Consider the following 17948-nt stretch of genomic DNA (forward strand, 5'->3'; position numbering starts at 1 on the left):
GGGGCACACCATGGGACTCGAAGAGAAACTGCCGAGCGGCTTCGTTCTGACCACGGTCGAGCAGGCCGCGGGCTGGGTGCGGAAGGCCTCCGTCTTCCCGGCCACGTTCGGACTCGCCTGCTGCGCCATCGAGATGATGACGACTGGCGCGGGCCGCTACGACCTGGCCCGGTTCGGTATGGAGGTCTTCCGCGGATCGCCGCGCCAGGCCGACCTGATGATCGTCGCGGGACGGGTGAGCCAGAAGATGGCTCCCGTCCTGCGGCAGGTCTATGACCAGATGCCCAACCCCAAGTGGGTCATTTCCATGGGGGTTTGTGCTTCATCGGGTGGAATGTTCAACAATTACGCCATTGTGCAAGGTGTTGATCACATTGTCCCGGTCGATATCTATTTGCCGGGTTGTCCGCCACGTCCCGAGATGCTGCTGGACGCCATCCTCAAGCTCCACCAGAAGATCCAGGGCGGCAAACTCGGGGTCAACGCCGAGGAGGCCGCACGTGAGGCGGAGGAGGCGGCCCTCAACGCGCTGCCCCTGATCGAGATGAAGGGGCTGCTGCGGTGAGCGAGCACACCCACGGCGACGAGCAGAACGGCAACGGCGTACCCGCCCCGCGCGACACCGGTGGCGAGGTCATCCGCGTCCGCAAGGGCATGTTCGGAGCGAACAACGGCGGCGACACCTCCGGCTACGGCGGTCTCGTCCGGACGGTCACCCTGCCGGGAGCCTCCTCCCGGCCCTACGGCGGCTGGTTCGACGAGGTGGCCGACGAGCTCGAAGGGGCCCTGGAGGAACAGGACCTGCTTCCCGAGAACGCCATCGAGAAGACGGTCGTCGACCGCGACGAGCTGACCTTCCACATCGCCCGCGAACACCTGGTCCAGGTCGCCCGCACCCTGCGCGACGACCCCGCCCTGCGCTTCGAGCTCTGCACGGGCGTCAGCGGCGTCCACTTCCTCGGCGACAAGGGCCGCGAGCTGCACGCTGTCTACCACCTGCGGTCCCTCACCCACGGCCGGCTCATCCGGCTGGAGGTCTCCGCCCCGGACAGCGACCCGCACATCCCCTCGCTCGTCGAGGTCTATCCGACCAACGACTGGCACGAGCGCGAGACGTACGACTTCTTCGGGCTCGTCTTCGACGGGCACCCGGCCCTGACCCGGATCATGATGCCGGACGACTGGCAGGGCTTCCCGCAGCGCAAGGACTACCCGCTCGGCGGCATCGCCGTCGAGTACAAGGGCGCCCAGATCCCGGCTCCGGACCAGCGGAGGTCGTACTCCTGATGACCACACCCCACGCAACACCCCGTGCCACGACCGAGGGGACTGTATATACAGTCACCGGCGGCGACTGGGACGAGGTCGTCGAATCCGCCGCCAAGTCCGACGACGAACGCATCATCGTCAACATGGGCCCCCAGCACCCGTCCACGCACGGCGTGCTGCGGCTCATCCTGGAGATCGACGGCGAGACCGTCACCGAGGCCCGCTGCGGCATCGGCTACCTCCACACCGGCATCGAGAAGAACCTCGAATTCCGCAACTGGACCCAGGGCACCACCTTCGTCACGCGGATGGACTACCTGACGCCGTTCTTCAACGAGACGGCGTACTGCCTGGGCGTCGAGAAGCTCCTCGGCATCGAGGACCAGATCCCCGACCGGGCCACCGTCCTGCGCGTGCTCCTGATGGAGCTCAACCGGCTCGCCTCGCACCTCGTGTGCATCGCCACCGGCGGCATGGAGCTCGGCGCGACCACGATCATGATCTACGGCTTCCGCGATCGTGAACTCGTTCTCGACCTCTTCGAGCTGATCACCGGCCTGCGGATGAACCACGCGTTCGTCCGCCCCGGCGGCCTCGCCCAGGACCTGCCCCCGGGCACGGTCGACCAGCTGCGCGAGTTCATCAAGACCATGAAGAAGAACCTGCCGGAATACGACAAGCTCGCCACCGGCAACCCCATCTTCAAGGCCCGCATGCAGGACATCGGCTACCTCGACCTCACCGGCTGCATGGCGCTCGGCGCCACCGGCCCGGTGCTGCGCTCCGCCGGACTCCCGCACGACCTGCGCAAGAGCGACCCGTACTGCGGCTACGAGACCTACGACTTCGAGGTCCCCACCGCTGACACCTGCGACTCCTACGGCCGCTTCCTCATCCGGCTGGAGGAGATGCGCCAGTCGCTGCGCATCATCGAGCAGTGCATCGACCGCCTGGAGCCGGGTCCGGTCATGGTCGCCGACAAGAAGATCGCCTGGCCCGCCCAGCTCGCCCTGGGCGCCGACGGCCTCGGCAACTCGCTCGACCACATCAGGAACATCATGGGCACCTCCATGGAGGCCCTGATCCACCACTTCAAGCTGGTGACCGAGGGCTTCCGTGTCCCGGTCGGGCAGGTGTACACCGCCGTCGAGTCCCCCAAGGGCGAACTCGGCGTGCACGTCGTCTCCGACGGCGGAACCCGCCCCTACCGGGTCCACTTCCGCGACCCGTCCTTCACCAACCTGCAGGCCATGGCGGCGATGTGCGAAGGCGGCCAGGTCGCCGACGTCATCGTCGCCGTCGCGTCCATCGACCCCGTGATGGGAGGCGTCGACCGGTGACCGCATCACGCCAAGACGTCAGTCTGGGGATGCCGCAGCTCCCCGCCACCCCCTACCCGGCCGAGGTACGCGCCCGGCTCGACGCGGACGCGAAGGAGGTGGTCGCCCGCTACCCCAGCAGCCGCTCCGCCCTCCTGCCGCTGCTGCACCTCGTGCAGTCAGAGGAGGGATACGTCTCCCGTACGGGCGTCGCCTTCTGCGCCGAGACGCTCGACCTCACCACCGCCGAGGTCACCGCCGTCGCGACCTTCTACTCCATGTACCGGCGCAGGGCGGGCGGTGACTACCAGGTCGGCGTCTGCACCAACACCCTGTGCGCGGTCATGGGCGGCGACGCCATCTTCGACACGCTCAAGGAGCACCTCGGGGTCGGCAACAACGAGACCACCGACGACGGCAAGGTCACCCTCGAACACATCGAGTGCAACGCCGCCTGCGACTTCGCGCCCGTCGTGATGGTCAACTGGGAGTTCTTCGACAACCAGACGCCCGAGAGCGCCACGCAGCTCGTCGACGACCTGATCGCGGGCCGGACCGTCGAGCCCACCCGGGGCGCCCCGCTCTGCTCGTACAAGGAGACCGCCCGCATCCTGGCCGGGTTCCCCGACGGGCGCCCCGGTGCCGTCGAGGCCACCGGCGGGGCGGGCCCCGCCTCCCTCGTCGGGCTGAAGCTGGCCAAGGGCGAGGCGCTGCCCCAGGCACGCGTCGTCTCCCCGCGCGGTGAGCGCCCGCACGGCGCACAGCCGCACGACCCTTCGCCGTCCGAGCACCTCAGCTCGCACGACGCACCGCAGCAGACCTCGGCCTCCGACCCGGAGCACCCGGCCGGGCCCGCAGCCGAGGAGGGGGAGTGATGACCTTGGCCGCCGAGATCGACCGCAACGGGACGAGCCCCGAGAAGCTGCTCGCGCCCGTGCTCTCCTCCTTCTGGGACCAGCCCGATTCCTGGACCCTGGACACCTACCGCCGCCACGAGGGCTACGAGGGCCTGCGCAAGGCGCTCGCCATGTCGCCCGACGACCTCATCGCGTACGTCAAGGACTCCGGTCTGCGCGGACGAGGCGGCGCGGGCTTCCCCACCGGGATGAAGTGGCAGTTCATCCCGCAGGGGGACGGCAAACCGCACTATCTAGTTGTCAACGCCGACGAGTCGGAGCCGGGGACCTGTAAGGACATCCCGCTCCTCTTCGCGAACCCGCATAGCCTCATCGAGGGCATCGTGATCGCCTGTTACGCGATCCGTTCGTCGCACGCGTTCATCTATCTGCGCGGTGAGGTCGTCCCCGTGCTGCGACGACTGCACGAGGCCGTACGAGAGGCGTACGAGGCGGGATATCTGGGGACGAACATCCTGGGTTCAGGACTCGATCTGGAACTCACGGTGCACGCGGGTGCGGGTGCGTACATCTGTGGTGAGGAAACCGCGCTGCTCGACTCTCTCGAAGGACGGCGTGGCCAGCCCCGGCTGCGACCCCCCTTCCCTGCGGTCGCCGGTCTGTACGCCTGCCCCACTGTGGTGAACAACGTCGAGTCCATCGCCTCGGTTCCCGCGATCCTGAACAAGGGCAAAGACTGGTTCAAGTCGATGGGCAGCGAGAAGTCCCCTGGCTTCACGCTCTACTCGCTCAGTGGCCATGTCACCAGCCCCGGCCAGTACGAGGCCCCGCTCGGCATCACGCTGCGTCAGCTCCTCGACATGAGCGGCGGCATGCGGGCCGGTCACCGGCTGAAGTTCTGGACCCCGGGCGGCTCCTCCACCCCGATGTTCACCGACGAACACCTCGACGTCCCCCTCGACTACGAGGGCGTCGGCGCCGCCGGGTCCATGCTCGGCACCAAGGCGCTCCAGTGCTTCGACGAGACGACCTGCGTCGTGCGGGCGGTCACCCGCTGGACCGAGTTCTACGCCCACGAGTCCTGCGGCAAGTGCACGCCCTGCCGCGAAGGGACTTACTGGCTGGTCCAGTTGCTCCGCGACATCGAGGCGGGCAAGGGCCAGATGTCCGACCTCGACAAGCTGAACGACATCGCCGACAACATCAACGGCAAGTCGTTCTGCGCGCTGGGCGACGGCGCTGCCTCGCCGATCTTCTCCTCCCTCAAGTACTTCCGCGAGGAGTACGAGCAGCACATCACGGGCAAGGGCTGCCCCTTCGATCCCGCCCGGTCCACGGCATGGGCCGACGACAAGAACGCCGAAGGCAAGAACGCTCACCGGGGGGTGAACGCATGACAGTCACCACGAGTGCGCCCTCCGGGGGCGGCGAGGCGGCCGTACCGCCCGAGGATCTGGTCACGCTGACCATCGACGGCATCGAGATCAGCGTCCCCAAGGGGACCCTGGTCATCCGGGCCGCGGAACTCCTCGGCATCGAGATCCCGCGGTTCTGCGACCACCCGCTCCTCGACCCGGCAGGCGCCTGCCGCCAGTGCATCGTCGAGGTCGAGGGCCAGCGCAAGCCGATGGCCTCCTGCACCATCACCTGCACCGACGGCATGGTCGTCAAATCGCAGATCACCTCTCCTGTCGCCGAGAAGGCGCAGAAGGGCGTGATGGAGCTGCTGCTGATCAACCATCCGCTGGACTGCCCGGTCTGCGACAAGGGCGGCGAGTGCCCGCTGCAGAACCAGGCGATGTCGCACGGCGGAGCCGACTCCCGCTTCGAGGGCAAGAAGCGGACCTTCGAGAAGCCCGTCCCGATCTCCACCCAGGTGCTGCTGGACCGCGAGCGGTGCGTGCTCTGCGCGCGTTGCACCCGGTTCTCCAACCAGGTCGCGGGCGACCCGATGATCGAGCTGATCGAGCGCGGCGCACTCCAGCAGGTCGGCACCGGGGAGGGCGACCCCTTCGAGTCGTACTTCTCCGGCAACACCATCCAGATCTGCCCGGTCGGCGCGCTGACCTCGGCGGCGTACCGATTCCGCTCCCGCCCCTTCGACCTGGTCTCCACCCCCTCGGTGTGCGAGCAGTGCTCCGGCGGCTGCTCCACGCGGACCGACCACCGGCGCGGCAAGGTCATGCGGCGTCTCGCGGCCAACGAGCCCGAGGTCAACGAGGAGTGGATCTGCGACAAGGGGAGGTTCGGGTTCCGTTACGCCCAGCAGCGTGACCGGCTCACCACCCCGCTGGTCCGCAACGCCGAAGGCGTCCTGGAACCGGCGAGCTGGCCCGAGGCGCTGGAGGCCGCGGCCACCGGTCTGCTCGCCGCCCGCGGCCGTACCGGCGTACTGACCGGCGGCAGGCTGACCGTGGAGGACTCCTACGCGTACAGCAAGTTCGCCCGGGTCGCCCTCGACACCAACGACATCGACTTCCGCTCCCGGGTCCACAGCAGCGAGGAGGCCGACTTCCTGGCCGCCCGGGTCGCCGGACGCGGCCGGGACCTGGACGGCGAGGGGGTCACGTACACCGCGCTGGAGAAGGCCCCCGCGGTCCTGCTCGCCGGGTTCGAGTCCGAGGAGGAGGCCCCCGGCGTCTTCCTGCGGCTGCGCAAGGCCCACCGCAAGAGCGGCCAGCAGACCTTCGCGCTCGCCTCGCACGCCACGCGAGGCCTGGTGAAGGCGGGCGGCACGCTGCTGCCCGCCGCCCCCGGCACCGAGACCGAGTGGCTGGACGCGCTCGCGGGCGGCGTCGGCCTGGAGGGCGAAGGGGCCGCGGCCGCCGAGGCGTTGCGCGCGGAGAACTCCCTGATCATCGTCGGCGAGCGGCTCGCCGGGGTACCCGGCGCACTGTCCGCCGCCGTGCGCATCGCAACGGCCACCGGCGCACGCCTGGTGTGGATTCCGCGCCGGGCGGGCGACCGGGGCGCGGTCGAGGCGGGCGCACTCCCCTCGCTGCTGCCCGGCGGCCGCCCGGCCACCGACCCGCGGGCCCGGGACGAGGTGGCATCCCTGTGGCGCGTCGCCGAACTGCCCTCCCGCTACGGGCGCGACACCGGCCAGATCGTCGAGGCCGCGGCCACCGGCGAACTGGGCGCGCTCCTCGTCGCCGGGGTCGGCGTCGAGGACCTGCCCGACCCGGCCCGCGCGATCGAGGCACTGGACGGGGTCGGCTTCCTGGTCTCCCTGGAGCTGCGGCCGAGCGCGGTCACCGACCGGGCCGACGTGGTCTTCCCGGTCGCCGCCGTCGCGGAGAAGTCCGGCACCTTCCTCAACTGGGAGGGCCGGGTCCGGATGTTCCAGGCCGCACTGAAGCCCGAGCAGATGTCCCGGACGCTCTCGCCGACCGACTCGCGCGTGCTGCACATGCTGGCCGACGCCATGGACGTGCACTTCGCGCTGCCGGACCTGGCCGCCGCCCGCCGCGAGCTCGACCGGCTCGGCGGCTGGGAGGGCGGCCACGCGGACGACCCGCACGAGTCGACGCAGCCGCTGCCCCGGCCCGGCGACGGCGAGGCGGTCCTCGCGGGCCACCGGATGCTGCTCGACCTCGGCCGGCTCCAGGAGGGCGACACCGCGCTCGCCGGGACCCGGCACGCGGCCGTCGCCCGCCTCTCGGCCACCACCGCGGCCGAGACCGGCGTCAAGGACGGCGACCTGCTCGCCGTCACCGGACCCACCGGCACCGTCGAACTGCCCCTGGCCGTCACCGACATGCCGGACCGGGTGGTCTGGGTGCCGCTGAACTCGGTGGGAGGCGGCATCCCCGCCGACACCGGTGCGAACCCCGGCGGCCTGGTGCGGATCGGCCCCGCCGCCGCACCGGGTGCTCCCGTCGAACCATCGGAGGTACGAGCGTGACTGGCCTCACCGCACTCACGACGGCGCCCGAGCGTGCCGTCCTCGCCGCCGAGGATCTCTCGATGTTCGGCACCGACCCCTGGTGGCTGGTGCTCCTCAAGGCGGTCTTCTGCTTCGCGTTCCTGATGCTGGTCGTGCTCTTCTCGATCGTGTGGGAGCGCAAGGTCGTGGCCTGGATGCAGCTGCGCATCGGCCCGAACCGGCACGGCCCCTGGGGGCTGCTCCAGTCCCTCGCCGACGGCGTCAAGCTGATGCTGAAGGAGGACGTGGTCGTCAAGGGCGCGGACAAGGCGGTCTACGTCCTCGCGCCGATCCTCGCGGCGATCCCCGCCTTCATGGCGATCGCGGTGATCCCCTTCGGCCCGGCGGGCAACGAGGTCTCGATCTTCGGCACGCGCACCACGATGCAGCTGACCGACCTGCCGATCGCCGCCCTGTACATCCTCGCGGTCGGCGCGGTCGGCGTGTACGGATTCGTCCTCGGCGGCTGGTCGTCGGGCTCGACGTACCCGCTGCTCGGCGGGATCCGCAGCTGTGCCCAGATGATCAGCTACGAGATCGCGATGGGCGCCGCCTTCGCCTCGGTCTTCCTCTACTCCGGGTCGATGTCGACCTCGACGATCGTGGAGGCGCAGGCGGACCGCTGGTACATCATCCTGCTCCCGGTCTCCTTCCTCATCTACATGGTGACCATGGTCGGTGAGGCCAGTCGGGCGCCGTTCGACATGCCGGAGTCCGAGGGCGACCTCGTCGGCGGCTTCAACACCGAGTACAGCTCCATCAAGTTCGCGATGTTCATGCTCGCCGAGTACATCCACATGGTGACCGTGTCGATGATCGCGGTGACGCTGTTCCTCGGCGGCTGGCGGGCCCCGTACCCCGTGTCCGCGTTCTGGGAGGGGGCGAACCAGGGCTGGTGGCCGATGCTCTGGTTCTTCCTCAAGCTCCAGGCGCTGATCTTCTTCTTCATCTGGCTGCGCGGCACCCTGCCACGGGTCCGCTACGACCAGCTGATGAAGCTCGGCTGGAAGGTCCTCATCCCGGTCTCGGTGGTCTGGCTGATGCTCGTGGCCACCGTCCGCGCGCTGCGCAACGAGGGCTATGACTTCTCCCGGATCGTCTTGTATGTCGCCGCGGCCGTGATCGCGATCCTGCTGATCTCCTTCGTCGTCGACATGTTCCGCGACCGCAGGTCCAGGGCCGAGGCGAAGGCGCCCGGTCCGGAGCCCGCATTCGACCCGATGGCGGGCGGGTATCCGGTGCCACCGCTGCCCGGGCAGACCCTGCCACCGGTGCCCAGGCGCAGGCCACGGCGGGAGCGGGAGCTCGTTGTCAGTGGTGGGCCCGATACTCAGAGTGACGGAAACGTGAGTGACGGAAAGGAGGCCGGCGGTGTCTGAGAAACCAGAGCTCACGGGCTCATCGGGATCCGCTGGGTCCTCGGGCGAACAGGGAGCGGGGGAGAAGTTCCAGAACCCCGTGGCCGGCTTCGGCGTGACCTTCAAGGCCATGTTCAAGAAGCGGCTGACCGAGCAGTATCCGGAGACGCCGAAGGTCACGGCGCCCCGCTTCCACGGCCGCCACCAGCTCAACCGCCACCCGGACGGCCTGGAGAAGTGCGTCGGCTGCGAGCTGTGCGCCTGGGCGTGTCCGGCGGACGCCATCTACGTGGAGGGCGCGGACAACACCGAGGAGGAGCGCTACTCCCCGGGAGAGCGCTACGGCCGCGTCTACCAGATCAACTACGCGCGCTGCATCCTCTGCGGACTCTGCATCGAGGCCTGCCCCACGCGGGCGCTGACGATGACGAACGAGTTCGAGCTCGCCAACACCACCCGCGAAAGCCTCATCTACACCAAGGACGAGCTGCTCGCGGGCCTGGACGAAGGCATGGTCGACAGTCCGCACGCGATCTTCCCCGGCATGGACGAACAGGACTACTACCGGGGACTGGTCACCGAGGCCGCGCCCGGCACGGTCCGGCAGACAGCCGTGTCCAAGGGCGAGAACGACAAGCCGGACGAGGACCCGATCGAGTCGACCCGGGCCGCCGACGCCCGGCAGGACAAGGAGGTGGACGCGTGAACGCGCTGGCCGCAGCCGCCACCACCTCCACCGGCGAGGCCGTCCAGTTCTGGATCCTGGGCACTGTCGCCGTGATCGGCGCGCTCGCCACGGTCCTGATGAAGAAGGCCGTGCACAGTGCCCTGTCGCTCGCCGGGACGATGGTCATCCTGGCCGTGTTCTACCTCGCCAACGGGGCGTATTTCCTCGGCATCGTCCAGGTCGTCGTCTACACCGGCGCGATCATGATGCTGTTCCTCTTCGTCGTCATGCTCGTCGGTGTCACCGCGGCGGACTCCCTGAAGGAGACCCTCAAGGGCCAGCGCTGGCTGGCGCTGGGCTGCGCCCTCGGCTTCGCCATCCTGCTGATCGCGGGCATCGGCAACGCGTCGCTGAGCACGTTCAACGGGCTCGGCGACGCGAACGCCCGGTACGGCGGCAACGTCGAGGGGCTCGCCAATCTCATCTTCACCGAGTACGTCTTCGCCTTCGAGATCACCGGCGCCCTGCTGATCACCGCGTCCGTCGGAGCGATGTTGCTCACGCACCGCGAGCGCACCGAACGGGCCAAGACCCAGCGGGAGATGTCCGAGGAGCGCGTACGCGGCAAGCACCTGCCGCCGCTGCCCGCCCCCGGTGTCTACGCCCGGCACAACGCGGTGGACATCGCCGGTCTGCTCCCCGACGGCACGCCGTCCGAGCTCACCGTCATGCAGACCCTGCGCCGACGCGGCCAGATCCGTGACGTCTCGCAGGAGTCCCTCGCCGATCTCAAGGCTCTGGAGCAGCGCTCCGGGGAGCGGCTCGGACGTGACGAAGCGGACGCCACGGCGCGCGGGGCCGATCCCGCTTCCGCGGCGGAGAATTCGGAGGCCGCCAAGTGAACCCGGTCAACTACCTCTACCTCGCGGCCCTGCTGTTCGCGATCGGCGCCTCCGGGGTGCTGATCAGGCGGAACGCGATCGTGGTGTTCATGTGCGTCGAGCTGATGCTCAACGCGTGCAACCTGACGCTCGTCGCGTTCTCCCGGATGCACGGCAACCTCGACGGGCAGATCGTCGCCTTCTTCACGATGGTCGTCGCCGCCGCGGAAGTCGTCGTCGGGCTCGCGATCATCGTGTCGTTGTTCCGCTCCCGCCACTCGGCCTCGGTCGACGACGCCAGCCTGATGAAGCTGTAAGGGGTCCGGAAACGTGGAGAACCTGATCGCGCTGCTCGTCGCGGCGCCCCTGCTCGGAGCGGCGGTCCTGCTCTGTGGCGGACGCCGACTGGACCGCACCGGCCACTGGCTCGGTACGGTGCTCGCCGCCGCCTCGTTCGTCATCGGCCTCGTGCTGTTCACCGACATGCTGGGGAAGGGCGCCGAGGACCGGGCCCTGCACCAGCACCTGTTCAGCTGGATTCCGGTGGAAGGCTTCCAGGCCGACATCGCCTTCCAGCTCGACCAGCTGTCGATGACGTTCGTCCTGCTCATCACCGGTGTGGGCACGCTTATCCACATCTACTCCATCGGCTACATGGAGCACGACGAGCGCAGGCGCCGCTTCTTCGGCTATCTCAACCTGTTCCTCGCGGCGATGCTGATCCTGGTCATCGCCGACAACTACCTGCTGCTGTACGTCGGGTGGGAGGGCGTCGGTCTGGCGTCGTTCCTGCTCATCGGCTTCTGGCAGCACAAGCCCACCGCGGCCACCGCCGCGAAGAAGGCCTTCCTGGTCAACCGGGTCGGCGACATGGGCCTGTCGATCGCCATCATGCTGATGTTCACCACCTTCGGCACCTTCGCCTTCGGGCCGGTGCTGGAGTCGGCCGGCGAGACGAGTCAGGGCAAGCTGACCGCCATCGGCCTGATGCTGCTGCTGGCCGCCTGCGGCAAGTCGGCCCAGGTGCCGTTGCAGTCCTGGCTGGGTGACGCGATGGAGGGCCCGACCCCGGTCTCGGCCCTCATCCACGCCGCGACCATGGTTACGGCCGGTGTCTATCTGATCGTCCGCTCCGGCGCGATCTTCAACGCCGCCCCGGACGCCCAGCTGGTCGTGGTCATCGTCGGCGCGGTCACGCTGATCTTCGGTGCGATCGTCGGTTGCGCGAAGGACGACATCAAGAAGGCCCTGGCGGGGTCCACGATGTCGCAGATCGGGTACATGATCCTGGCCGCGGGCCTCGGCCCCATCGGCTACATCTTCGCGATCATGCACCTGGTGACGCACGGCTTCTTCAAGGCCGGGCTGTTCCTCGGCGCGGGTTCCGTCATGCACGGCATGAACGACGAGGTCGACATGCGCAAGTACGGCGGCCTGCGGAAGTACATGCCGGTCACCTTCGTCACCTTCGGCCTCGGCTATCTCGCCATCATCGGCTTCCCGGGCCTGTCCGGCTTCTTCTCCAAGGACAAGATCATCGAGGCGGCCTTCGCCAAGGGCGGTACCGAGGGCTGGATCCTCGGCTCGGTGGCTCTCCTGGGCGCCGCGATCACCGCGTTCTACATGACGCGCGTGATGCTGATGACGTTCTTCGGCGAGAAGCGCTGGCAGCCCGACGCGGAGGGCCGCGAGCCGCATCCGCACGAGTCCCCGAAGTCGATGACGATCCCGATGATCGTGCTGGCCTTCGGCTCGGTGTTCGCCGGCGGGTTCTTCGCCGTCGGTGACCGGTTCGTCAACTGGCTGGAGCCGGTGACCGGTTACGACCACGGGCACTCCCCGCTCAGCGCGGCCACGGTCACCGGAGCCACCGTGGTGGCCCTCGTCGTCGGTGTCGCCATCGCCTGGACGATGTACGGGCGCAAGCCGGTCCCGGTGGTCGCTCCGCGCGGCTCGGTCCTCACCCGGGCCGCCCGGCGCGATCTGCTCCAGGACGACTTCAACCACGTGGTCCTGGTCCGCGGCGGCGAGCACCTCACCCGCTCGCTGGTCTACGTGGACCACTCCCTGGTCGACGGCGTCGTCAACGGCACGGCCGCATCGGTCGGCGGGCTCTCCGGACGGCTGCGCAAGCTCCAGAACGGCTACGCCCGCACCTACGCGGTCTCGATGTTCGGCGGTGCGGCGGTCGTCATCGCCGCGACCCTGCTGATGAGGGCGGTCTGATCACATGTCCTTTCCCCTCCTGACCGCGACGGCGGCGCTCCCGGCGATCGGCGCGATCGCCACCGCCGCCGTCCCCGCCGCGCGGCGCACCGTGGCCAAATGGCTCGCGCTGCTCTTCTCGCTCGGCACGCTCGTCCTGGCGGGCATCGTCTTCGCCCGCTTCGAACCGGGCGGCGACCGCTACCAACTGACCGAATCCCGGGCCTGGATCGCCGACTTCGGCGTCCGCTACGAACTGGGCGTCGACGGCATCGGGGTGGCCCTCCTCGGTCTCACCGCACTGCTGATCCCGTTCGTCATCGCCGCGGGCTGGCACGACGCCGACCCCCTGGAGACGAAGTCCTCGCGCTGGCGTCCGACGCAGGGCTTCTTCGCCCTGATCCTCATGGTCGAGGCCATGGTGATCCTGTCGTTCCTCGCCACCGACGTCTTCCTCTTCTACATCCTGTTCGAAGCCATGCTCATCCCGATGTACTTCCTCATCGGCGGCTTCGGCGACCGGGCCCACGCGGGCACCGACGAGAACGCCGCGGCGCAGCGCTCGTACGCGGCGGTGAAGTTCCTCCTCTACAACCTGGCCGGCGGCCTGATCATGCTGGCCGCGGTCATCGGCCTGTATGTGGTCGCGGGCAGCTTCTCGCTCTCCGAGATCGCCGAGGCCCGCGCCAACGGCTCCCTGGAGATGGCGACCAGCACCGAGCGGTGGCTGTTCCTCGGGTTCTTCTTCGCGTTCGCGGTGAAGGCCCCGCTGTGGCCGCTGCACACCTGGCTGCCCAACGCGATGGGCGAGGCCACCGCCCCGGTCGCCGTGCTGATCACCGCGATCGTCGACAAGGTCGGCACCTTCGCGATGCTCCGCTTCTGCCTCGGGCTCTTCCCGGAGGCCAGCAAGTGGGCGACGCCGGTGATCATCGCCCTGGCGCTGGTCTCCATCGTGTACGGAGCGCTGCTCGCGGTCGGTCAGCGCGACATCAAGCGGCTCATCGCCTACGCCTCGATCTCGCACTTCGGCTTCATCATCATGGGCATCTTCGCGATGACCAGCCAGGGCCAGTCGGGCGCCACCCTCTACATGGTCAACCACGGGATCTCGACGGCCGCCCTGCTGCTGGTCGCCGGATTCCTCATCACCCGGCGCGGATCGCGGCTCATCGCGGACTACGGCGGAGTGCAGAAGGTCGCCCCCGTGCTGGCCGGGACGTTCCTCATCGGTGGGCTCGCCACCCTGTCACTGCCCGGACTCGCCCCGTTCGTCAGTGAGTTCCTGGTCCTGGTCGGCACGTTCAGCGTGTATCCGGTGGCCGGCATCATCGCCACCTCCGGCATCGTGCTCGCCGCGCTCTACGTCCTGGTCCTCTACCAGCGCACGATGACCGGGCCGGTGAAGGAATCGGTCCGGGGCATGCCGGACCTCAAGGCCCGGGAGCTGGTGGTGGCGGTTCCGCTGATCGCCGTGCTGATCTTCCTGGGCGTCTTCCCGAAGCCGCTCACCGAGGTCGTCAACCCGGCGGTGGAGCACACCATGTCCGACGTACAGAAGAAGGACCCCCAGCCCGAGGTGGAGGCCGCCAAGTGAGCGCAACAGCTGTCCACAGTCTGTGGACGACGGCGAGCGGGGTGACCTCGGCGGCGCCCGGCGACTCGTTCACGGCGCCGAAGATCGAGTACACCCAGCTGATGCCCGTCCTGATCATCGTGGGCGTCGCCGTCGTGGGCATCCTGGTGGAGGCCTTCGTGCCGCGCCGGGCCCGCTACCACACCCAGCTCTTCCTGACGGTGACGGCGATCGCCGCCTCGTTCGCCGCGATCGTCGGCCTCGCGGCCGGGGGGTACGGCACCACGAAGGCCCAGATCTCGGCCATGGGCGCCATCGCGATCGACGGACCCACCCTGTTCCTCCAGGGCACCATTCTCCTGGTCGCCATGGTGGCGGTCTTCACCTTCGCCGAACGACGGCTCGACCCCACCACCCACGGCAACCGGGTGGACTCCTTCGCCGCCCAGCCCGGAGCCGTGCCGGGCAGCGACAGCGAGAAGGCCGCCGTACGGGCCGGGTTCGCCGCCACCGAGGTCTTCCCGCTCCTCCTCTTCTCGGTGGCGGGTCTGCTGGTCTTCCCGGCCGCCAACGACCTGCTGACGCTGTTCATCGCGCTCGAAGTCTTCTCGCTCCCGCTCTACCTCCTGTGCGCCGTCGCCCGCCGCAAGCGGCTGATGTCGCAGGAGGCGGCCGTGAAGTACTTCCTGCTCGGCGCGTTCTCCTCGGCGTTCCTGCTGTTCGGGATCGCCCTCCTCTACGGCTACGCGGGCTCCCTCTCGTACGCCACCATCGCCAACGTCGTCGACGGCTCGGTCCTGGAGATCGACCCGGCCCTCGCCGACACCATGGGCAACGACGCGCTGCTGCTCATCGGCGGCGCGATGATCCTGACCGGCCTGCTCTTCAAGGTCGGCGCGGTCCCGTTCCACATGTGGACCCCGGACGTCTACCAGGGCGCCCCGACCCCGGTCACCGGGTTCATGGCCGCCGCCACGAAGGTCGCCGCGTTCGGCGCCCTGCTGCGCCTGCTGTACGTGGCGCTGCCGGGCCTCACCTGGGACCTGCGTCCCGTCCTGTGGGCGGTGGCGATCGTCACGATGCTGGGCGGCGCGATCGTCGCGATCACCCAGACCGACATCAAGCGGCTGCTGGCCTACTCCTCGATCGCGCACGCGGGATTCATCCTCGCGGGTGTCATCGCGGCCAGCCCGGAGGGCATCTCCTCGGTCCTCTTCTACCTCGCGGCCTACTCCTTCGTGACGGTGGGCGCGTTCGCCGTGGTCACGCTGGTCCGGGACGCGGGCGGAGAGGCCACGCACCTGTCGAAGTGGGCCGGGCTCGGCCGCCGCTCGCCGCTGGTCGCGGCGGTCTTCGCGGTGTTCCTCCTGGCCTTCGCCGGGATTCCGCTGACCTCCGGGTTCTCGGGGAAGTTCGCGGTGTTCAAGGCGGCCGCCGAGGGTGGCGCGGGCGGACTGGTCGTCGTCGGTGTGCTGTCGTCGGCGGTCGCGGCGTTCTTCTACATCCGCGTGATCGTCCTGATGTTCTTCAGCGAGCCGAAGGCGGACGGCCCCACGGTCGCCGTCCCGTCGCCGCTGACCATGACGACGATCGCGGTCGGTGTCGCCGTCACCCTGGTGCTGGGCCTGGCCCCGCAGTACTTCCTGGACCTGGCGAGCCAGGCGGGGGTCTTCGTGCGGTAGCCCGCGCACGGCATGCGCAGCAGGTACGACGACAACGCCGGACGGTCCGTTTTCCACAGACCGTCCGGCGTTGTCGTAGGAGCCGCCTATCGTGGACGGGGACGAGAGCAGGACGGGCGGGGCCGGATGTGCGGCTCCCCGGGGGGACAGAGCATTGGGCGTGAGCATGGATGTGACCGGGACGGTGACCGAGACCCCTGCGGGCGACGAGAGCGAGGCACTGCGGACACTGCACCGCGTCTTCGGGTACGAGTCGTTCCGCGGCGAGCAGGGTGCGGTCATCGAGCATGTGGTGGCGGGCGGCGACGCCGTCGTGCTCATGCCGACCGGTGGCGGAAAGTCGCTCTGCTACCAGATCCCGTCCCTGGTCCGCCGCGGCACGGGCGTCGTGGTCTCCCCGCTGATCGCGCTCATGCAGGACCAGGTCGACGCCCTGAGGGCGCTCGGCGTCCGGGCCGGGTTCATGAACTCCACGCAGGACTTCGACGAGCGCCGCTCGATGGAGGCCCAGTTCCTCGCGGGCGAGCTGGACGTGCTCTACCTGGCGCCCGAGCGGCTGCGTCTGGACGCCACCCTCTCCCTGCTGGCCCGGGGCGAGATCTCCGTCTTCGCGATCGATGAGGCGCACTGCGTCGCCCAGTGGGGCCACGACTTCCGCCCCGACTACCTGGCCCTGTCCGTGCTCGGCGAGCGCTGGCCGGACGTTCCGCGCATCGCCCTGACGGCGACCGCGACCAACGCCACGCACGAGGAGATCACCCGCCGCCTCGGCATGCCGGACGCGAAGCACTTCGTCGCCAGCTTCGACCGGCCCAACATCCAGTACCGGATCGTGCCGAAGTCCGACCCGAAGAAGCAGCTGCTCACCTTCCTCAAGGAGGAGCACGCCGGGGACGCGGGCATCGTCTACTGTCTCTCGCGCAACTCCACCGAGAAGATCGCGGAGTATCTCTGCCGCAACGGCATCCGGGCCGTGCCCTATCACGCGGGCCTGGACGCCGGGACGCGCGCGACCCACCAGGCACGGTTCCTCCGGGAGGAGGGCCTCGTCGTCGTCGCGACGATCGCCTTCGGCATGGGGATCGACAAGCCGGACGTCCGCTTCGTCGCCCACCTCGACCTCCCCAAGTCCGTCGAGGGCTATTACCAGGAGACCGGCCGCGCGGGCCGCGACGGGGAGCCGTCGACGGCCTGGATGGCGTACGGACTCCAGGACGTCGTCCAGCAGCGCAAGCTGATCCAGGGCGGTGAGGGCGACGAGGCGTTCCGCCGCCGGGCGTCCTCGCACCTGGACTCGATGCTGGCCCTGTGCGAGACGGTCCAGTGTCGCCGGGCCCAGCTGCTCACCTACTTCGGCCAGGAGCCCACGGCCGCCGCCTGCGGCAACTGCGACACCTGCCTCACCCCGCCGGAGACCTGGGACGGCACGGTCGTCTCGCAGAAGCTGCTCTCCACGGTGGTCCGGCTGAAGCGCGAACGGAACCAGAAGTTCGGCGCGGGCCAGATCATCGACATCCTGCTGGGCCGCAAGACCGCCAAGGTCATCCAGTTCGACCACGACCAGCTCTCCGTCTTCGGCATCGGCGAGGAGCTGGCCGAGGCGGAGTGGCGCGGTGTGGTCCGCCAGCTGCTGGCACAGGGGCTGCTCGCGGTCGAGGGGGAGTACGGCACGCTGGTCCTCACCGAGGAGAGCGCGAGCGTCCTGGGCCGGGAGCGGGAAGTGCTGCTCCGCAAGGAGCCGAAGAAGCCGACGTCCCGTTCGTCGTCCTCGGCCGGTGGGGCCAAGGGCTCCAAGGGCAAGGCGGCCGCAGCCGACCTCCCGCCGTCCGCCGTCCCGGTCTTCGAGGCGCTGCGCGCCTGGCGCGGGGCGACGGCGAAGGAGCAGGGCGTCCCGGCGTACGTGATCTTCCACGACGCGACGCTGCGGGAGATCGCGACCGTCCACCCCACGACGATCGGGGAGCTGGGGGGCATCAGCGGCCTGGGAGAGAAGAAGCTCGCGACGTACGGGGAGGGAGTGCTGGAGGTCCTGGCGGAGACGTCTCCGGGGCCGGTCGCGGAGGCTACGACAGCCGCCGACGCTCCCGCAGCCCGTCCGGCGGTGACCCCGGCAACCCCGGCGACCCCGGTCCGCGCGAAGGCGCCCGCGGCCCCGCAGTACAGCGACCCCGAGTTCGCCTGGGACGAGGAACCGCCCGAGTACGAGTGA

At 69.3% G+C, this 17948-nt stretch carries 14 protein-coding genes; all 14 read left to right on the top strand.

Annotated elements, in window-relative coordinates:
* The first annotated feature begins 10 nt into the window (after positions 1–10).
* Positions 11–565, top strand: a complete 555-nt coding sequence (locus CIB93_RS06170; RefSeq protein WP_096624888.1) for an NADH-quinone oxidoreductase subunit B family protein — start codon at positions 11–13, stop codon at positions 563–565.
* Positions 562–1287 carry an NADH-quinone oxidoreductase subunit C gene (locus tag CIB93_RS06175; RefSeq protein ID WP_096624890.1) on the top strand — a complete coding sequence of 242 codons (726 nt, stop codon included), beginning with the start codon at positions 562–564 and terminating at the stop codon, positions 1285–1287. The genes CIB93_RS06170 and CIB93_RS06175 overlap by 4 nt, the downstream gene beginning before the upstream one ends.
* Entirely contained in the window at positions 1287–2609 is a 1323-nt protein-coding gene (locus CIB93_RS06180; protein WP_096624892.1) for an NADH-quinone oxidoreductase subunit D, read from the top strand. The genes CIB93_RS06175 and CIB93_RS06180 overlap by 1 nt, the downstream gene beginning before the upstream one ends.
* 29 nt (positions 2610–2638) lie before the next feature.
* Positions 2639–3463: an NADH-quinone oxidoreductase subunit NuoE gene (gene nuoE / locus CIB93_RS06185; RefSeq protein WP_096624894.1), complete on the top strand. Its 825-nt coding sequence runs from the start codon at positions 2639–2641 to the stop codon at positions 3461–3463.
* On the top strand, positions 3460–4842 hold the full coding sequence (gene nuoF / locus CIB93_RS06190) for an NADH-quinone oxidoreductase subunit NuoF (protein ID WP_179500000.1): 1383 nt from the start codon (positions 3460–3462) through the stop codon (positions 4840–4842). Before nuoE ends, nuoF begins: the two co-directional genes overlap by 4 nt.
* Complete coding sequence (locus CIB93_RS06195; protein WP_096624898.1) at positions 4839–7349, top strand: NADH-quinone oxidoreductase subunit G; 2511 nt, start codon at positions 4839–4841, stop codon at positions 7347–7349. The genes nuoF and CIB93_RS06195 overlap by 4 nt, the downstream gene beginning before the upstream one ends.
* A complete protein-coding gene (nuoH, locus tag CIB93_RS06200) occupies positions 7346–8749 on the top strand; it encodes an NADH-quinone oxidoreductase subunit NuoH (RefSeq protein WP_096624900.1) in 1404 nt (467 codons plus the stop codon). Before CIB93_RS06195 ends, nuoH begins: the two co-directional genes overlap by 4 nt.
* A complete protein-coding gene (gene nuoI, locus CIB93_RS06205; protein ID WP_096624902.1) occupies positions 8742–9434 on the top strand; it encodes an NADH-quinone oxidoreductase subunit NuoI in 693 nt (230 codons plus the stop codon). Before nuoH ends, nuoI begins: the two co-directional genes overlap by 8 nt.
* Positions 9431–10297: an NADH-quinone oxidoreductase subunit J gene (locus CIB93_RS06210; RefSeq protein WP_096624904.1), complete on the top strand. Its 867-nt coding sequence runs from the start codon at positions 9431–9433 to the stop codon at positions 10295–10297. The genes nuoI and CIB93_RS06210 overlap by 4 nt, the downstream gene beginning before the upstream one ends.
* Positions 10294–10593, top strand: a complete 300-nt coding sequence (gene nuoK, locus CIB93_RS06215) for an NADH-quinone oxidoreductase subunit NuoK (RefSeq protein ID WP_096624906.1) — start codon at positions 10294–10296, stop codon at positions 10591–10593. The genes CIB93_RS06210 and nuoK overlap by 4 nt, the downstream gene beginning before the upstream one ends.
* Positions 10594–10606: 13 nt before the next feature.
* The gene (gene nuoL / locus CIB93_RS06220) at positions 10607–12502 is read left to right on the top strand and encodes an NADH-quinone oxidoreductase subunit L (RefSeq protein WP_096624908.1); all 1896 of its coding nucleotides are present in this window, start codon (positions 10607–10609) and stop codon (positions 12500–12502) included.
* A gap of 4 nt (positions 12503–12506) precedes the next feature.
* On the top strand, positions 12507–14078 hold the full coding sequence (locus CIB93_RS06225) for an NADH-quinone oxidoreductase subunit M (protein WP_096624910.1): 1572 nt from the start codon (positions 12507–12509) through the stop codon (positions 14076–14078).
* The gene (nuoN, locus tag CIB93_RS06230; protein WP_179500001.1) at positions 14075–15739 is read left to right on the top strand and encodes an NADH-quinone oxidoreductase subunit NuoN; all 1665 of its coding nucleotides are present in this window, start codon (positions 14075–14077) and stop codon (positions 15737–15739) included. The genes CIB93_RS06225 and nuoN overlap by 4 nt, the downstream gene beginning before the upstream one ends.
* 166 nt (positions 15740–15905) lie before the next feature.
* Positions 15906–17948, top strand: coding sequence for a DNA helicase RecQ (recQ, locus tag CIB93_RS06235; RefSeq protein WP_096625088.1), 2043 nt, complete (start codon positions 15906–15908; stop codon positions 17946–17948).

The sequence above is a fragment of the Streptomyces sp. WZ.A104 genome (genome assembly GCF_002382885.1).
In the GTDB taxonomy this organism is placed as follows: domain Bacteria; phylum Actinomycetota; class Actinomycetes; order Streptomycetales; family Streptomycetaceae; genus Streptomyces.

Bases quoted from the DNA above. Each gene is read 5' to 3' on its own strand.
- CIB93_RS06170 (WP_096624888.1), top strand. From the start codon at position 11: ATGGGACTCGAAGAGAAACTGCCGAGCGGCTTCGTTCTGACCACGGTC.
- CIB93_RS06180 (WP_096624892.1), top strand. From the start codon at position 1,287: ATGACCACACCCCACGCAACACCCCGTGCCACGACCGAGGGGACTGTA.
- nuoE (WP_096624894.1), top strand. From the start codon at position 2,639: ATGCCGCAGCTCCCCGCCACCCCCTACCCGGCCGAGGTACGCGCCCGG.
- CIB93_RS06195 (WP_096624898.1), top strand. From the start codon at position 4,839: ATGACAGTCACCACGAGTGCGCCCTCCGGGGGCGGCGAGGCGGCCGTA.
- CIB93_RS06225 (WP_096624910.1), top strand. From the start codon at position 12,507: ATGTCCTTTCCCCTCCTGACCGCGACGGCGGCGCTCCCGGCGATCGGC.
- recQ (WP_096625088.1), top strand. From the start codon at position 15,906: ATGGATGTGACCGGGACGGTGACCGAGACCCCTGCGGGCGACGAGAGC.